General features: G+C 63.1%; 15 protein-coding genes. 1 reads left to right on the forward strand and 14 read right to left on the reverse strand.

Annotation, left to right across the window (positions count from 1 at the left end):
- Nucleotides 1-3 precede the first annotated feature (3 nt).
- The 14 genes from AC0L2D_RS23885 to rpsF form a co-directional block, all read right to left on the reverse strand.
- Nucleotides 4-225 (reverse strand): hypothetical protein, encoded by a 222-nt coding sequence (locus AC0L2D_RS23885; RefSeq protein ID WP_013532531.1) that lies wholly within the window; start codon nt 223-225, stop codon nt 4-6.
- A 168-nt stretch (nt 226-393) separates the two neighbouring features.
- Nucleotides 394-1,023 carry a hypothetical protein gene (locus tag AC0L2D_RS23890; protein WP_224673081.1) on the reverse strand — a complete coding sequence of 210 codons (630 nt, stop codon included), beginning with the start codon at nt 1,021-1,023 and terminating at the stop codon, nt 394-396.
- Between the two features lie 133 nt (nt 1,024-1,156).
- Nucleotides 1,157-1,897, reverse strand: a complete 741-nt coding sequence (locus AC0L2D_RS23895; RefSeq protein ID WP_013532529.1) for an SDR family NAD(P)-dependent oxidoreductase — start codon at nt 1,895-1,897, stop codon at nt 1,157-1,159.
- A gap of 43 nt (nt 1,898-1,940) precedes the next feature.
- Entirely contained in the window at nt 1,941-3,410 is a 1,470-nt protein-coding gene (gene purF / locus AC0L2D_RS23900; RefSeq protein ID WP_013532528.1) for an amidophosphoribosyltransferase, read from the reverse strand.
- Nucleotides 3,411-3,515: 105 nt separating this feature from the next.
- Nucleotides 3,516-4,184, reverse strand: coding sequence for a CvpA family protein (locus AC0L2D_RS23905; protein WP_013532527.1), 669 nt, complete (start codon nt 4,182-4,184; stop codon nt 3,516-3,518).
- A gap of 63 nt (nt 4,185-4,247) precedes the next feature.
- On the reverse strand, nt 4,248-5,651 hold the full coding sequence (gene radA / locus AC0L2D_RS23910) for a DNA repair protein RadA (RefSeq protein WP_013532526.1): 1,404 nt from the start codon (nt 5,649-5,651) through the stop codon (nt 4,248-4,250).
- Nucleotides 5,651-5,797, reverse strand: coding sequence for a hypothetical protein (locus AC0L2D_RS23915; protein ID WP_164761334.1), 147 nt, complete (start codon nt 5,795-5,797; stop codon nt 5,651-5,653). The genes radA and AC0L2D_RS23915 overlap by 1 nt, the downstream gene beginning before the upstream one ends.
- A gap of 76 nt (nt 5,798-5,873) precedes the next feature.
- The gene (locus AC0L2D_RS23920) at nt 5,874-7,364 is read right to left on the reverse strand and encodes a replicative DNA helicase (protein WP_013532525.1); all 1,491 of its coding nucleotides are present in this window, start codon (nt 7,362-7,364) and stop codon (nt 5,874-5,876) included.
- Nucleotides 7,365-7,584: 220 nt separating this feature from the next.
- Complete coding sequence (locus AC0L2D_RS23925) at nt 7,585-8,562, reverse strand: small ribosomal subunit Rsm22 family protein (RefSeq protein ID WP_473542683.1); 978 nt, start codon at nt 8,560-8,562, stop codon at nt 7,585-7,587.
- A 1-nt stretch (nt 8,563) separates the two neighbouring features.
- The gene (locus AC0L2D_RS23930) at nt 8,564-8,887 is read right to left on the reverse strand and encodes a YnfA family protein (protein ID WP_013532523.1); all 324 of its coding nucleotides are present in this window, start codon (nt 8,885-8,887) and stop codon (nt 8,564-8,566) included.
- A 67-nt stretch (nt 8,888-8,954) separates the two neighbouring features.
- A complete protein-coding gene (locus AC0L2D_RS23935; RefSeq protein WP_024504321.1) occupies nt 8,955-10,259 on the reverse strand; it encodes an SAM-dependent methyltransferase in 1,305 nt (434 codons plus the stop codon).
- Nucleotides 10,260-10,557: 298 nt separating this feature from the next.
- Nucleotides 10,558-11,142 carry a 50S ribosomal protein L9 gene (rplI, locus tag AC0L2D_RS23940; RefSeq protein ID WP_013532521.1) on the reverse strand — a complete coding sequence of 195 codons (585 nt, stop codon included), beginning with the start codon at nt 11,140-11,142 and terminating at the stop codon, nt 10,558-10,560.
- 218 nt (nt 11,143-11,360) lie between these two features.
- The gene (rpsR, locus tag AC0L2D_RS23945) at nt 11,361-11,609 is read right to left on the reverse strand and encodes a 30S ribosomal protein S18 (RefSeq protein ID WP_006203718.1); all 249 of its coding nucleotides are present in this window, start codon (nt 11,607-11,609) and stop codon (nt 11,361-11,363) included.
- On the reverse strand, nt 11,609-12,109 hold the full coding sequence (gene rpsF, locus AC0L2D_RS23950) for a 30S ribosomal protein S6 (protein WP_013532520.1): 501 nt from the start codon (nt 12,107-12,109) through the stop codon (nt 11,609-11,611). The genes rpsR and rpsF overlap by 1 nt, the downstream gene beginning before the upstream one ends.
- A gap of 451 nt (nt 12,110-12,560) precedes the next feature.
- Here rpsF and AC0L2D_RS23955 point away from each other — a divergent pair, with 451 nt between their 5' ends.
- Nucleotides 12,561-14,222, forward strand: coding sequence for a pilus assembly protein TadG-related protein (locus AC0L2D_RS23955; protein ID WP_473542686.1), 1,662 nt, complete (start codon nt 12,561-12,563; stop codon nt 14,220-14,222).
- Nucleotides 14,223-14,254: the final 32 nt, after the last annotated feature.

Here is a 14,254-nt window from a genome sequence, read left to right on the forward strand (position 1 = left end):
CGCCTACTGTGCTGACGGTTCTTCGGCGTCACCCTCGTCGGTGAAGGGCGAGGCGCTCGGCACGCATTGCACCGACCAGCCGGCCGGTGTCGGCTGCTTCTGATATTCGGTGATGGCGGCGGTGCATTGTTCGCGCTTGTCGAAGGTGCTGGGCAGCACGACCATGCCGCCTTGCGGGCCGGCGATTACCAGATACCAGACCAACGCTGCTGCGGTCGTAGCCATGGGGATTTCCTTGTTCTGCCAGTTGGGCGCTTGTTGTGGGAGTCGCGGTGACCCTACCAACTCCAAGGAAATGACGAAAGCATGACCGCGGCACAGCTTCCCGCCGCCAAATCACAGCCGCGTGATGTGACGGCGGGTTTCCCAGCCCGATTTCGAAGCGCAATCGGCTCAGTTGGTGGCAAAACAATAGAACAAGCCATCGCCCCCGGTGCCCTTCAGCGCCTCTTGGCTGCAGCCGCCGCGCGAGGCGTGCGAGGAATTCCAGGATTTGGCGGCTGCCGAATCGTCGAGGCCGGTACGGTCGTGATGGCCCATCATCGCGGCGCCTTCCGCCCCGCTCATCGTCCAGTCGCCGCAGGTCTGGTCGGCGATCTTGGTGCCGTCAGACTTGGAGCCGGTCAGCACGTCGTGGCGGTTCGGCGTGTCACCGCGGCCGTTGACCACTTCGCCTTTCTCGTTGAGCGCCGTCTGCTTGGTGATGCCGTTGGCATCGCTGTGCAACGAGGCGACGTCGTCAGCGATCTTGACGCCCTTGGCGTTCACCCACGGCCCCTTGCCGATACGGTCGCGGGCGTCGGTGTCGCTGGTCGACAGATAGGCGGCCCAACTCTTGCCGGTGACGCCGGCGGCTTCCGCCAGCGATGCGCAATGCGCGTCAGCACCCTTGAGGCCGCCGAGGTCGGCACCCTTGCCGGAACCGACACTGGTGACGAAGAAGCTCATCTTGGCATCTTGCGAGTAAGCGGCGCCCGCGGCTGCGATCAGGATGGCCGCGGTGGCGAGAAGCAGTTTGCGCATGGTGGTTCCTCCGGTTTGGGCTTCGACTACGTCGAAGAAACGTTTCCGGAGGCCTGTTTAATCCCTACGCATGTCGCTTAAAAGTGCGCAGCGGTTTTTGGGAAACCGACATGCGTCAAAAAAAGGCTCAAGTTTATTCCGGCTGCCTATAGGCGACGAAGCGATTGTGCTTGGCCTGGAAGATCAATCCGGTCTCTTTCAGGTCCGGGCTGGCCAGCGGCACGATCCGCTTGGCGATCTCGGAGGGATGCGGCAACGTCTCGGGATCTTCGCCCGGCACTGCCTGGGCACGCATGGCGGTGCGGGTGGCGCCGGGGTCAGCGGCGTTCACCCTGAGCGGCAGGCTCTGCGTCTCATGCGCCCAGGAGCGCATCATCGTCTCCACCGCGGCCTTGGATGCCGCGTAGGGTGCCCAGAAGGCGCGCGCCGAGTGCGCGGCGTTGGAAGACAGGATGATCGCGCGGCCAGCATCGGAGAGCCGCAGCAGAGGGTCGACCGAGCGGATCAGCCGCCAGGTCGAGGTGACGTTGATGGTCATCACCTTCTCGAAGGTTTTTGCTTCGACATGACCGATCGGCGAAATGACGCCGAGAACGCCGGCATTGGCGACGAGAATGTCGAGCTTGCCCCAGCGTTCGTGGATGGCGCCGCCCAGGCGGTCGATGCCGGCCATGTCGGCGAGGTCGAGCGGCACCAGTGTCGCCTGGCCGCCGGCCGCCTTGATCTGGTCGTCGAGCTCTTCCAGCCCGCCGACAGTACGAGCCACCGCAATGACATGCGCGCCGGCGGCAGCCAATTCCTTGGCAATGAAATAGCCGATGCCGCGCGAGGCGCCGGTGACGACCGCAACGCGGCCGGAAAGGTCGAGGGTCATGCGATGGATTCCGGGAATTGACTAACGCTGATGGCGGTCCGGCCTACGTCCCGCTTGTCGCCAGCAGCGACAGCGTGCGCACATTGTCGTGGCCTTCGAAGTCGAGCAGGCGGGTCGGGTACTGGCCGGTGAAGCAGGCATCGCAGAATTGCGGCTGGTCGTTGTCGCGGCTGGCCTCGCCGACCGCGCGGTAGAGCCCGTCAATGGTGAGGAAGCCAAGCGAATCGACGCGAATGAACTCGGCCATCTCCTCGATCGACATGCGCGATGCCAGGAGCTTCGATTTCTCCGGCGTGTCGACACCGTAGAAGCAGGAGGCGCGTGTCGGCGGTGAGGCGATGCGCATATGCACCTCCTTGGCGCCGGCGTCGCGCACCATCTGCACGATCTTCTGGCTGGTGGTGCCGCGCACGATGCTGTCGTCGACCAGCACCACGCGCTTGCCTTCGATCATGCGTCGGTTGGCATTGTGCTTCAGCTTGACGCCCATGTGGCGGATCGAATCGCCCGGCTGGATGAAGGTGCGGCCGACATAATGATTGCGGATGATGCCGAGCTCAAAGGGAATGCCGGCCGCCTGGCTGAAGCCGATCGCCGCCGGCGTGCCCGAGTCCGGCACCGGCACGACAATGTCGGCCTCGACCGGGCTTTCGACCGCCAGCTCGGCGCCGATACGCTTGCGCACCTCATAAACGTTGCGGCCTTCGACCGAGGAATCCGGCCGCGCGAAATAGACATATTCGAAGATGCAGAAGCGGGTCTTCTGAGGCTCGAAGGGGAACAGGCTCTCGATGCCCTTGGACGTGACGACGACCATCTCGCCGGGCTTCAGGTCGCGCACGAAACGCGCGCCGATGATGTCGAGCGCGCAGGTTTCGGAGGCCAGGATCCAGGCGCCGTCGAGATCGCCCAGCACCAGCGGCCGGATGCCGAGCGGATCGCGGCAGCCGATCATCTTCTTGGCCGTCATCGCCACCAGGGAGAAAGCGCCCTCGACCTGCCGCACCGCATCGATGAAACGCGAGTTCAAATCGCGCTCCTTGCTGGTGGCGACGAGGTGCAAAAGCGTCTCGGTATCGGAGGTGGAGGAGAAGATCGCGCCTTGCTTCTGCAGCGCGCGCTGCACGGTCATGGCGTTGGTCAGATTGCCGTTGTGGGCGACGGCGAAACCGCCATCGGCCAATTCGGCGAAAAAGGGCTGGATGTTGCGCATGCCGGCGCCGCCCGTGGTGGCGTAGCGCGTATGGCCAATGGCGCGGTTGCCTTGCAGGCTGTCGATGACGCGCTGCTTGGTGAAGGTGTCGCCGATCAGGCCGACATGGCGTTCGACATGGAACTGGCTGCCGTCATAGGAAACGATGCCGGCCGCTTCCTGGCCGCGATGCTGCAGCGCATGCAGGCCCAATGTAACGATGGCCGCAGCGTCCTGCCGGCCGAAAATGCCGAACACACCGCATTCATCGTGGAAATGGTCGTCGGCCTCGGCGGAAAGCACGTCGTCTGCGTCTGCCATCTTAAGCTCCGCTAAAATCGCCATATAATGCGGGTTCGCGCCGAAAGCAACGCGGGCCGTGCAGTCGTTCACACCATCGTCAGATCCTGACGCCGTTTTTCGGCGTCAGTTTGCCGGTGCCGCCGGTGCCGGAGCGGCCGGGGCGTTGTTCGCCGGTGGTGTTGCGTCATTGTCGTCAGGCGCCGGCGTGTTGGTATCGTCGCCGCCCGCCGGAGCATCCGCCGCCGGTGCGTCCGGAGCAGCTGGCGTTTCGGCGGCCGGCTGATTCGGATTGAGCTTCTTGAGGATCGCGTTTTCCGGATCCTCGGGCAGCAGGCTTTCGAGCTTGGCGCCGATTTGTTCGAGCAGCGGCCGCGATTTGGCTTCCGTGACCCAGGCTGGCGCCTTGGCGCCGGCCAGCCAGTTGAAGAACAGCAGGGCGACGGCAACGACCAGGATGCCGCGCGCGGCGCCGTAAAGGAAACCGAGCGTACGATCGAGCGCGCCGATCCGGGAATCGATGATCCAGTCGGCGAGCTTCATCGTGATGACCGAGACGACGATCAACGCGATGATGAAAACCACGCCGGCGGCCGCCGCCATGGCGACCTTTTCATTCTCGATGTAGGGCGCGAGGTAAGGCACGACCGGCTTGTAGAAGAAGAACGCCGCCGCTGCCGCCGCTGCCCAGGAGACGACGGACAGGACTTCGCGCGAGAAGCCGCGAACCATGGCGAGCATCGCCGAGACCAGAGTGAAGCCGACGAGAATTCCGTCAAGCAGCGTAATCGGCATGTCTTTCGCCCCACTCCATGAGCCGCATTATAGCGCCGAACATCGGGCTCTGGGTCCGATGCTCTAGTCTTCTTCGTCCACGCGGCTTCGGCGTGAGCCGGCTATGCGTGCCACGAGGTCGGCAAGCTCGGTCGGCTGGAAAGAACCGGCCCCGATCCCCCCGGCCAGTTCCCCGCTGCCCGAGGGCAGAACCGCGCTTCCAAAACCCAGCTTTTCGGCTTCCTTGAGGCGCTGTTGCGCATGCGCAACCGGCCTCACGGCGCCCGAAAGGCTGATTTCGCCGAAATAGACGCAATCGGCGGGAAGGGCAAGACCGGTGAGCGAGGAAACCAGGGCGGCCGCCACTGCGAGATCTGCCGCGGGCTCCGAAATCCGGTAGCCGCCGGCGACATTGAGATAGACATCATGGCTGCCGAATCGCACCCCGCAATGGGCTTCGAGAACCGCCAGGATCATCGACAGCCGGGCGCCGTCCCAGCCGACGACGGCGCGGCGTGGCGTGCCGAGCGAGGAGGGTGCGACCAGTGCCTGGATCTCGACCAGCACCGGCCTTGTCCCCTCCATGCCGGCGAAAACCGCCGCCCCCGGCGATTTGGCATGGCGTTCGCCAAGAAAAAGCTCGGACGGATTGGCGACCTCGCGCAGGCCCTTGTCCGACATTTCGAAGACGCCGATCTCGTCGGTCGGTCCAAAACGGTTCTTCACCGTGCGCAGGATGCGGTAGTGGTGGCCGCCTTCGCCTTCGAAGTAGAGCACGGCGTCGACCATGTGCTCGACGACGCGCGGCCCGGCGATCTGGCCTTCCTTGGTGACATGGCCGACCAGTACGATCGCCGCACCCGTGGATTTCGCATAGCGGATCATCGCCTGGGCGGCAGCGCGCACCTGGGTGACGGTTCCGGGTGCCGAATCGGCAAGGTCGGTCCACAGCGTCTGGATCGAATCCAGGATGACGAGATCAGGCCGCTTGCCGTCGGCGATCGTCGCCAGGATGTCCTCGACATTGGTCTCGGCGGCAAGTTCCACCGGAGAAGAGGCGACGCCAAGCCGCTGCGCCCGCAGCCTGATCTGCGCGACCGCCTCTTCGCCCGAGACATAGACGATGCGGTGGCCTTTTGATGCCAGCGCCGCGGCCGCCTGGGTGAGCAGCGTCGACTTGCCGATGCCGGGGTCGCCGCCGACCAGCAGCGCCGAGCCGCGCACGAACCCGCCGCCGGTGGCGCGATCGAGTTCGCCAATGCCCGAGATGATGCGTGGCGCGTCCTCGATATCGCCGGACAGCGTGGTCAGCACCACGGCGCGTCCCTTGCGGGCGTTGCGCGTGTTGGCTGGTCCTGAGCCGATGCCGCCGGACGTGCCTTCCTCGACCAGCGTGTTCCACTCGCCGCAGGCATCGCATTTGCCGGCCCAGCGCTGATGCACCGATCCGCAACTTTGGCAGATGAATTGGACGCGCGACTTGGCCATCAGATGGAAGCCACGCCGTGACAGGCTGGCGGGGCAGCGCCCCTCTCTGGCCTGCCGGCCATCTCCCCCTCCAGGGGGGAGATTTGCAGCTTCAGCGCTTGCGCCTTCTTTTCAACGCCAAAAATTGGCGAAAGCGTCGATGCCATCCGATCTCCCTCCTTGAGGGGGAGATGTCCGGCAGGACAGAGGGGGGCGCCAAGGAATGGGACCTGTCTCAATAGGTCACTCGAACCTTTCCGGCAGATGATGCTCCTCGGCGAGGTCGGAGAAGCGGGTGAACTCGCCCTGGAAGGCAAGGCTGACGGTGCCGGTCGGTCCGTGGCGCTGCTTGGCTATGATCACTTCGGCCTTGCCCTGGACCTCGATCATCTTCGTCTCCCAGGCGAGATGCTCGGGCGTGCCTTTCTCCGGCTCCTTGTTCTTGATGTAATATTCCTCGCGGTACACGAACAGCACGACGTCGGCGTCCTGCTCGATCGAGCCCGATTCGCGCAGGTCGGACAGCTGCGGATGTTTGTCGTCGCGGCTTTCGACCTGACGCGAGAGCTGTGAGAGCGCGATGATCGGCACGCCCAACTCCTTGCCGAGCGCCTTCAGTCCGGTGGTGATCTCGGTGATTTCCTGGACGCGGTTCTGCGACGCCTTGGCAGATGAACCCTGCATCAGCTGGATATAGTCGATGACCATCAGGTCCAGCCCGCGCTGGCGCTTGAGGCGGCGGGCGCGCGCCGCGAGCTGGGCGATCGAGATACCACCCGTCTGGTCGATGTAGAGCGGGCGCTTGTGGTTCTCCTGCGTGTAGGCGACAAGCTTGCCGAAATCGGCTTCCGTCAAATCGCCGCGCCGGATTTTCGACGATGGAATCTCGGTCTGCTCGGAGATGATGCGGGTGGCCAGCTGCTCCGACGACATTTCAAGCGAGAAGAAGCCGACGACGCCGCCATTGGCCGCCTTGACGGAGCCGTCGGCCTGTTGGGCAGGCTCATAGGCGGCAGCGATGTTGTAGGCGATGTTGGTGGCCAGCGACGTCTTGCCCATGCCTGGGCGGCCGGCGATGATGATCAAATCCGAAGGCTGCAGGCCACCCATGCGGTGGTCGAGATCGCGCAGGCCGGTCGCAATGCCCGACAGGTGGCCATCGCGCATATAGGCAGCACTTGCCATGTCGACGGCATTCTTCAACGCATCGGAAAAGCTTTCGAAACCGCCATCGTAGCGGCCGTTTTCGGCCAGCTCGAACAGCCGCCGCTCGGCATCCTCGATCTGTTCGCCGGGTGCCATGTCGACCGGCGCGTCATAGGCGATGTTGACCATGTCTTCGCCGACGGTGATCAGCGCGCGGCGCGTCGCAAGGTCATAGATGGCGCGGCCATAGTCGGTGGCGTTGACGACGGTCACAGCCTCGACCGCCAGCCGCACGACATATTGCGCCATCGTCATGTCGCCAACCTTCTCGTCGGCCGGCAGGAAGGTTTTCAATGTGATCGGCGTCGCCACCTTGCCCATACGGATGAACTCGGACGCCACCTCATAGATCTTGCGGTGCAGCGGCTCGTAGAAATGGCTGGCCTTGAGGAAGTCAGAGACGCGGTAGAAGGCGTCGTTGTTGACGAGGATGGCGCCGAGCAACGCCTGCTCGGCCTCGATGTTGTTTGGCGCTTCACGATAAAGCGGTGTTTCCGCGACGCCGAATTTTCGCGCTGCCTCTGCCATGATATCCCCGATTTCAATCCCGGCCTTTCGATATCAGAACGTGATGAGTCGGTGCTGACCTTTCTGCATCACTACCCAACCAAAGAACCTTGATGCCCGTTGTTCACAGGAACAACCAATCGTCCACAGGAGAGTATTCGCGTGCCCCGATTCCGGTTGACTCGACAGGGCGTGGATCTCTATCTGACTCGTCGGAACAAAGCAAGAACAATGGCACTGTTCATTTTGCGATGTTGTCCAGCCTGTCGCCCCAGTCCAATCGCCGGGCCAACTTGAAGTCGGCGCCGTCGCGCTTGGTGAACAAGCGCTCGGTGGCGGTGCCGTCGTCCTGGCAAAGCTTGAGCAGAACCTTGCCGGAGCCGGATTTCGGTGGCGCAAGAACTCGTGCCTGGTGTGATGTGGGGCCGTCGCAAGAAGCCGCGACGTAGATGAATTTCTCGTCTTCCCACGGCACGTCGGCATCCTTGGCCAGCCGATGCAGGCGCGAGCGGGCGACGCGGCGGGAAAAATGGCACCAGTCGGGCTGGACCAGCGGGCAGGGCGCCTGATGCGCGCAAGGCGCAAGCACATGCGCGCCCGCCTCGATCAGCTGCCGGCGCACGGCAAGGATGCGCTGCCAGCCGGCGGGGGTGCCCGGCTCGACGATCAGGAGCGTGTCGCCAGTGAGTTGCCAGAGCCGGTCAATGAGTTTCGGCAGCGATGCCGGCGCGATTTCATCGAGCACATAAGCGCACGTGACCAGATCGGCCGGCTCGATGTCAGCAAGGTCGATGGTGGCATCACCGACCAGCCATCTGCTCTGGGCGGCAATAGTGTTGCCGGCAAGCGTCTCGCCGACCTTACGCACGGCGGCACTGGCTTCGAACAACACCGCCTGTTCGAGATCGGGCCACAGATCGGTCGCGGCCCAAAGCACCGTGCCAGGGCCGGCGCCGACATCGAGCAAGGTCCTGGGCTGAAAGGCAGGCTTGACGTCGCTCAGCGCGTCAAGGCTGGAACGGATCGCGGCATAGGTCGCCGGCAGCCGCGTCGCCAGATAGGCCTTCACCGCCAGATCCTCGGCCATGTGCAGACGGCCGTCGCGCAACTCGGCGCGGTAGCGGTCGGACAGCGTCTTTGCCGCTTGCTTGAGTACCGCCAGCGGAACGTTTTCGAGCAGACGTTCGACACCTTGGCGAAGGGAGGCAGGCAACTCCATCTCAAGCGCCCCGCGGGACGAGAAGGATCACCGAAGCACCGGCAATGCAGAGCGCGGCACCGGCAAGATCCCAGCGGTCGGGGCGAACGCCTTCAACCAGCCACAGCCAGCCAAGCGACGCCACGATGTAGATGCCGCCATAGGCGGCGTAGGCGCGACCGGCGGCTGACGTGTCGACCAGCGCCAGCAGGAAGCCGAACAGGGCAAGCGAGGCGAGGCCGGGAAGAAGCCAAAGCGGCGACTTCTCCAGCCGCCACCAGGCCCAGAATGAAAAGCAGCCGGCGATCTCGGCCAGAGCGGCGGCGGCATAGAGGACAAAGGTCATGAAAAAGGTCCCGCGACGGTCACGGGACCTTTTTCAGTGCAGGCGCCGGCAATGGCAAGCGGCAATGCTATTCCTGGTCGGCAACCTTGCGGCGGCGAGCCGGCTTGGCGGCCGGGCTCTTTTTGACGGGAGCCGTTTCACGATGCCCCATATCGCGCATCTCAAGCGCTTTTTCGCATTTGGCCATGTAGTCGCGTGTCATCGGCAGCGTATCGTTCTTCTTGGCGATCTGGATCTGGAAGATCACCAGATCCTGCCAGCGGAAGGCGGCTTCCGAGGCCGCCAGATAGAATTCCCACATGCGGCAGAAGCGCTCGTCATAGATCGCCTTGGCCTTGTCGCGATTGGCGGCGAAGCGCTCGCCCCAGTGCTTCAGCGTGTCGGCATAGTGGAGCCGCAGGATCTCGACGTCGGTGACGACCAGGCCCGACTTCTCGATCGCAGGCATCACTTCCGACAGCGACGGGATGTAGCCGCCCGGGAAGATGTATTTGCGGATGAAGGCGCTGGTCGCCCACGGCACGCCGGAACGGCCGATCGTGTGCAACAGCATGACGCCATCCGGCTTGAGCAGCGTCGCGCTCTTGTCGAAGAAGGTGCGATAGTGGTTGACGCCGACATGCTCGAACATACCGACCGAGACGATGCGATCGAAACGCTCGTTGAGTTCGCGGTAGTCCTTCAGCTCGAAATGCACGCGGCTTTCCAGCCCTTGCGCATGCGCCCGGTCGGTGGCGACGCCATGCTGCTCGGTCGACAGCGTGACGCCTTGCACGTCGACGTCGAACGCCTTGGCGAGATAGAGGCCAAGCCCGCCCCAGCCGGAGCCGATGTCGAGCACCGTCTGGCCGGCCTTCAGCCGGAGCTTGGCGGCGATGTGGCGTTTCTTGGCGGCCTGCGCCTCGTCGAGCGTCATGTCCGGCTGCTCGAAATAGGCGCAGGAATATTGCATGTCCTCGTCGAGGAAGAGCCGGTAGAGATCGCCCGACAGATCGTAGTGGCGCTGCACGTTGCGCCGCGAGCGCGAGGCGGTGTTGATCTGCTGCAGCCGGCGGAAGGCGTGGCGCAGGCCTTCGATGGCCTTCGACCAGGTGGCGTCGATGCCGCCGCTGCCCATGTTCTGGAAGGCGATGCGCATCACGCCCAGCACGCCGCCCTCGAGAATGTCGAGTTCGCCGTCCATGTAGGCTTCAGGCACCGCCAGCATCGGATCGAAGGTGATGGCGCGCTCGGCATGCGCGGTCTTGATGTGCATGTGCACCGGTTCGCCGCTGCCGTCGCCGAAAACCACCGCCGTGCCCTTGGGGCCGGTTACCCTAAGATTGCCGGTGCGCACCAAGCGGTCGAGAACGCGCTTCAACAGAATATTCATGACCAAATGTCCCCTCTCGGCCAGACAGGCTGCCTTGGCGCGTGACCGCGAAAATCGGGATCGATTTCGCCGGAGATCTTGCGCCGAACCAAAGTTGCGCGTGCTTTGCGCGGCCAAAGGACGCGCGACGCCATAGTCTGCAACAATATATAGGGGTTCGAAAAGTTCCATTTGGCACAAAAATGCCCGGGCGCGAGGCCCGGGCATTGGTCCAGCATGGCTGGATGACGGCAAAGTGATCGGAGCTTGGCGTTAAGTCGTGATCAGCCCCATGGCTCCAATCGCTTGCGACGTGTGATCAGGCGTTGTCTTCGTCGCCCTCGAACTCGGTGTTCGGATCGAAGAAGTTCTCCGGCCGGGCGTTGTCGTTGATGTCGTCGCCATAGATGGCTTCGGCGGTGGTCAGCGTCTCGCCCTTGGCCTGGCGCTCGGCTTCGTCGGCCGTGCGGGCGATGTTGAGCGTGACGGTGACCTCGACTTCCGGATGCAGCGCGATCGCCACATTGGTGACACCGATGGTCTTGATCGGCTGGTTGAGCAGGATCTGGTTGCGGTTGATCGAAAAACCTTCCGCCGTCAGCAGATCGGCGATGTCGCGGGTCGAAACGGAACCGTAAAGCTGACCGGTTTCGCCGGCGGAGCGAACGGCGATGAAGCTCTTGCCGTCGAGCTTTTCAGCGACCTGGGCCGCTTCCGACTTGCGCTCGAGGTTGCGGGCTTCAAGCTGGGCGCGCTGGCCTTCGAACTTCTTCTTGTTGGCTTCGTTGGCGCGCAGCGCCTTGCCCTGCGGCAGCAGGAAGTTACGGGCGAAGCCGTCCTTGACCTTGACGGTATCGCCCATCTGGCCGAGGCGGGAAACGCGTTCGAGAAGAATGACGTCCATGGATTTGTTCCTTTGGTTGAGCGCCAATCGATCGATGAGATCGGCGCCGAATGTCTTGGGAACAGGTCAGGAAGCTTGAGCGCCTTTGGCGCTGGTGTCGCTGTCCTGCCTGTGCGGCAGTTAGAGGTTTTGACCTCAACCCGGGATTTGATGTTCAACCCTGCGGCGCCCGTCGCCGTGGGAGAAGAGCGGGCGGCGAACCGCCCGCATTTGAGATATTAGCGAACCACGTAGGGCAGCAGGCCGAGGAAGCGGGCGCGCTTGATCGCCTTGGCGAGTTCGCGCTGCTTCTTCTGGCTGACGGCGGTGATGCGCGACGGCACGATCTTGCCACGCTCGGAAATGTAGCGCTGCAGCAGACGCACGTCCTTGTAGTCGATCTTGGGCGCGTTGGCGCCGGAGAACGGGCAGGTCTTGCGGCGGCGATGGAACGGGCGCCGGGTCGGGATCTGATTGATGTCGACCATTATTCTGCACCCCCTTCAAAGCCTTCGCGCGGACGGCGCGGACCACGATCGGCACCGGCGTCGCCGAACGAGCGCGGCGGACGATCGCCACGGTCGCCGCGATCACGATCGCCGAACGAACGCGGACCACGATCGCCACGGTCACGGTCGCCGAAGCCGCCGCGTTCCGAGCGCTCTTCGCGCTTCTGCATCATGGCCGACGGGCCTTCCTCATGCGCCTCGACCTTGATGGTCAGGAAACGCAGCACGTCTTCGGACAGGCCCATCTGGCGCTCCATCTCGTTGAGCGCGGCCGCCGGGCAATTCAGGTCCATCAGCGTGTAGTAAGCCTTCCGGTTCTTGTTGACCCGGTAGGTGAGGGACTTCAGTCCCCAGTTCTCGACCCGGCCGACGGACCCGCCATTTGCGGAGATGACACCCTTGTACTGTTCGACAAGCGCATCGACCTGCTGCTGCGAGAGGTCCTGCCGGGCAAGAAACACATGTTCGTAAAGAGCCATTATGTCTTATGCCTTTCTTCGTTTCTCTCCCGGTTCCCGGCGGCAAAAGCCTCTGCAACTTCTCTGACCCGCAAACCCTCGAGGGGCAGGGGGAAGAAAGGAGCATGACGAGACGGTCGAGAGCGGAGACACGGGAGGCGGAAGCACTTCCGGCTTCACACGAAGGTTCTGAAAAACCTCCGGCCCTCCGTTCAGCCCCCAGCAAGGACCGGCAGATTGCGGGCGTCTATACAGCAATCCGGCCGCAAAGCAAGGGCAAGCGGCATTCCCGTGTGTCGCAGGCGACGATCGGGAGCAGCAACGGCCGGAGTCGTGGTTTCCGGCAACCACGTCTTAACCACACCAGCAGGTTGTGTGGAGTTGAAGCCTGGCCGTCAACGGTCGATTCATCATGGAAGGCGCAAAAGCCCGGACAACCGCGCAAAAGCGGCAAGCATTTCCGGGGGTAAGGATGCTTCTCAACAAATTCTGGCGCTCGAAGAGCGGCAATTTCACGCTTGTGCTGGGACTGGGTTTGCCGGTCATCCTGACGGCAGTCGCTTTCGCAACCGATGTCTCGACCCTTATGCGGGCCAAGAGCAATTTGCAGAACGCTCTCGATTCGGCAAACCTTGCTTCTTCGCACCTTGGCGATCTCGACATCACCCGCAATGACGCTTTCAACCGCTATTTCCAGGCCAACATCGTCGGTCATGGCGAGCTCGACAATGCGCAGGCGACGTTGACTGTCGACAAGGGCGTCAACTTCGTCAAGACCAAGGCGGTTGCCTCGGCGGACGTCCATCTCAACTTCGCCTTCCTGTTCGGCGACAGCAAGCACATCGTGGTCGATGCCTCGGCGGTCGAATCGAACAACCAGCTCGAAGTCGTGCTGGTGCTGGACAACACCGGCTCGATGGCCGGCGCGCGGATGACGGCGCTGAGGACGGCGACAAAATCGTTGCTCGACACGCTCGAAGCGGCGAAATCGCCAACGCGCAAGATCCGCGCCTCGCTGGTTCCTTTCGTGACGGCCGTCAACGTCAATGGCGACGGCTTCGACCCGTCCTGGATCGACATGGACGGCAAGTCGTCAACCAACGGCGTCAATTTTCCCGTCATCGACGGCAAGCGGCCGAACCACATGGCGCTTTTCAAACAGCTCAAGAAGACCGGATGGGCCGATGCCGGATGGAATGGCACCGGATGGAAAGGTTGCGTCGAGGCGCGGCCAGGCGCTTACAATATCTCCGACACGCCACCCGACCCGGCCAAGCCCGACACGCTGTTCGTGCCCTACTTTGCGCCGGATGATCCCGAAGACGCCCAGAAGCCGTCTGGCTCCTATGGCAATTCGGATAAATACTACAACAACTCCTATCTCAACGATGTCAGCGACAAAACCAGGCTTGCCCAGTCGGGCATCAACATTCTGGGCATCGATCTCAGCAACCTGCTCGGCAATCTCATCGAACTTCTGTCGCCCGATGACAGGGATGCCAGGGAAAGGATCGCCAAATATGTTGCGCCCGCCAAGGAACTCATCACCGAGATCGGCTCTCCCGTCACTGTCGGCCCGAACCGTGCGTGTCCGACCCCGGTGGTCCCCCTGACCGACGACTTTGACAAGCTCCGCAAGGCGGCCAGTCAGATGACCGAGTGGAATGGCTCGGGTACCAATGTCTCCGAGGGCCTGTCGTGGGGTATGCGCGTGCTGTCGCCCGCCGCGCCCTACACCGACGGAGCGCCGTGGAAGACGCCTGGGATCAGCAAGATCGTGCTGTTGCTCACCGACGGCGAGAACGTCGTCTATGGCGCCAGCGAACAAGAATCGACAAAGTCGGATTACACATCCTATGGCTATCTGGCTGGCGGCCGCTTCGGATCGGACAACCAGACGACCGCTGCGCGCAATGTCGACGGCTGGACCAAAAACGTTTGCACGCAATTGAAGAACGAGGGCGTGCAGATCTACACCATGGTGCTGCAATCCGACACCGCAGCCAACCGTGCACTTTACAGCGCCTGCGCCTCGGATCCGAGCAACTATTATGCCGTCAACGATCCGACCAAACTGCCGAACGTGTTCCTTCAGATCGCCAACAACTTCACGAAGCTGCAATTGACGAACTGAACACGCGACCCGAGACGGACCAGCAGGCTCTG

Source organism: Mesorhizobium sp. WSM4833 (genome assembly GCF_055811095.1).

Excerpts from the sequence above, each read along its gene's own strand:
- purF (WP_013532528.1), bottom strand. The coding sequence starts at position 3,410 with ATGGCAGACGCAGACGACGTGCTTTCCGCCGAGGCCGACGACCATTTC.
- AC0L2D_RS23915 (WP_164761334.1), bottom strand. The coding sequence starts at position 5,797 with ATGGCATCGACGCTTTCGCCAATTTTTGGCGTTGAAAAGAAGGCGCAA.
- AC0L2D_RS23955 (WP_473542686.1), top strand. The coding sequence starts at position 12,561 with ATGCTTCTCAACAAATTCTGGCGCTCGAAGAGCGGCAATTTCACGCTT.
- rplI (WP_013532521.1), bottom strand. The coding sequence starts at position 11,142 with ATGGACGTCATTCTTCTCGAACGCGTTTCCCGCCTCGGCCAGATGGGC.
- AC0L2D_RS23890 (WP_224673081.1), bottom strand. The coding sequence starts at position 1,023 with ATGCGCAAACTGCTTCTCGCCACCGCGGCCATCCTGATCGCAGCCGCG.
- rpsF (WP_013532520.1), bottom strand. The coding sequence starts at position 12,109 with ATGGCTCTTTACGAACATGTGTTTCTTGCCCGGCAGGACCTCTCGCAG.
- AC0L2D_RS23935 (WP_024504321.1), bottom strand. The coding sequence starts at position 10,259 with ATGAATATTCTGTTGAAGCGCGTTCTCGACCGCTTGGTGCGCACCGGC.
- AC0L2D_RS23930 (WP_013532523.1), bottom strand. The coding sequence starts at position 8,887 with ATGACCTTTGTCCTCTATGCCGCCGCCGCTCTGGCCGAGATCGCCGGC.
- AC0L2D_RS23920 (WP_013532525.1), bottom strand. The coding sequence starts at position 7,364 with ATGGCAGAGGCAGCGCGAAAATTCGGCGTCGCGGAAACACCGCTTTAT.
- AC0L2D_RS23925 (WP_473542683.1), bottom strand. The coding sequence starts at position 8,562 with ATGGAGTTGCCTGCCTCCCTTCGCCAAGGTGTCGAACGTCTGCTCGAA.
- rpsR (WP_006203718.1), bottom strand. The coding sequence starts at position 11,609 with ATGGTCGACATCAATCAGATCCCGACCCGGCGCCCGTTCCATCGCCGC.
- AC0L2D_RS23895 (WP_013532529.1), bottom strand. The coding sequence starts at position 1,897 with ATGACCCTCGACCTTTCCGGCCGCGTTGCGGTCGTCACCGGCGCCTCG.
- radA (WP_013532526.1), bottom strand. The coding sequence starts at position 5,651 with ATGGCCAAGTCGCGCGTCCAATTCATCTGCCAAAGTTGCGGATCGGTG.
- AC0L2D_RS23885 (WP_013532531.1), bottom strand. The coding sequence starts at position 225 with ATGGCTACGACCGCAGCAGCGTTGGTCTGGTATCTGGTAATCGCCGGC.
- AC0L2D_RS23905 (WP_013532527.1), bottom strand. The coding sequence starts at position 4,184 with ATGCCGATTACGCTGCTTGACGGAATTCTCGTCGGCTTCACTCTGGTC.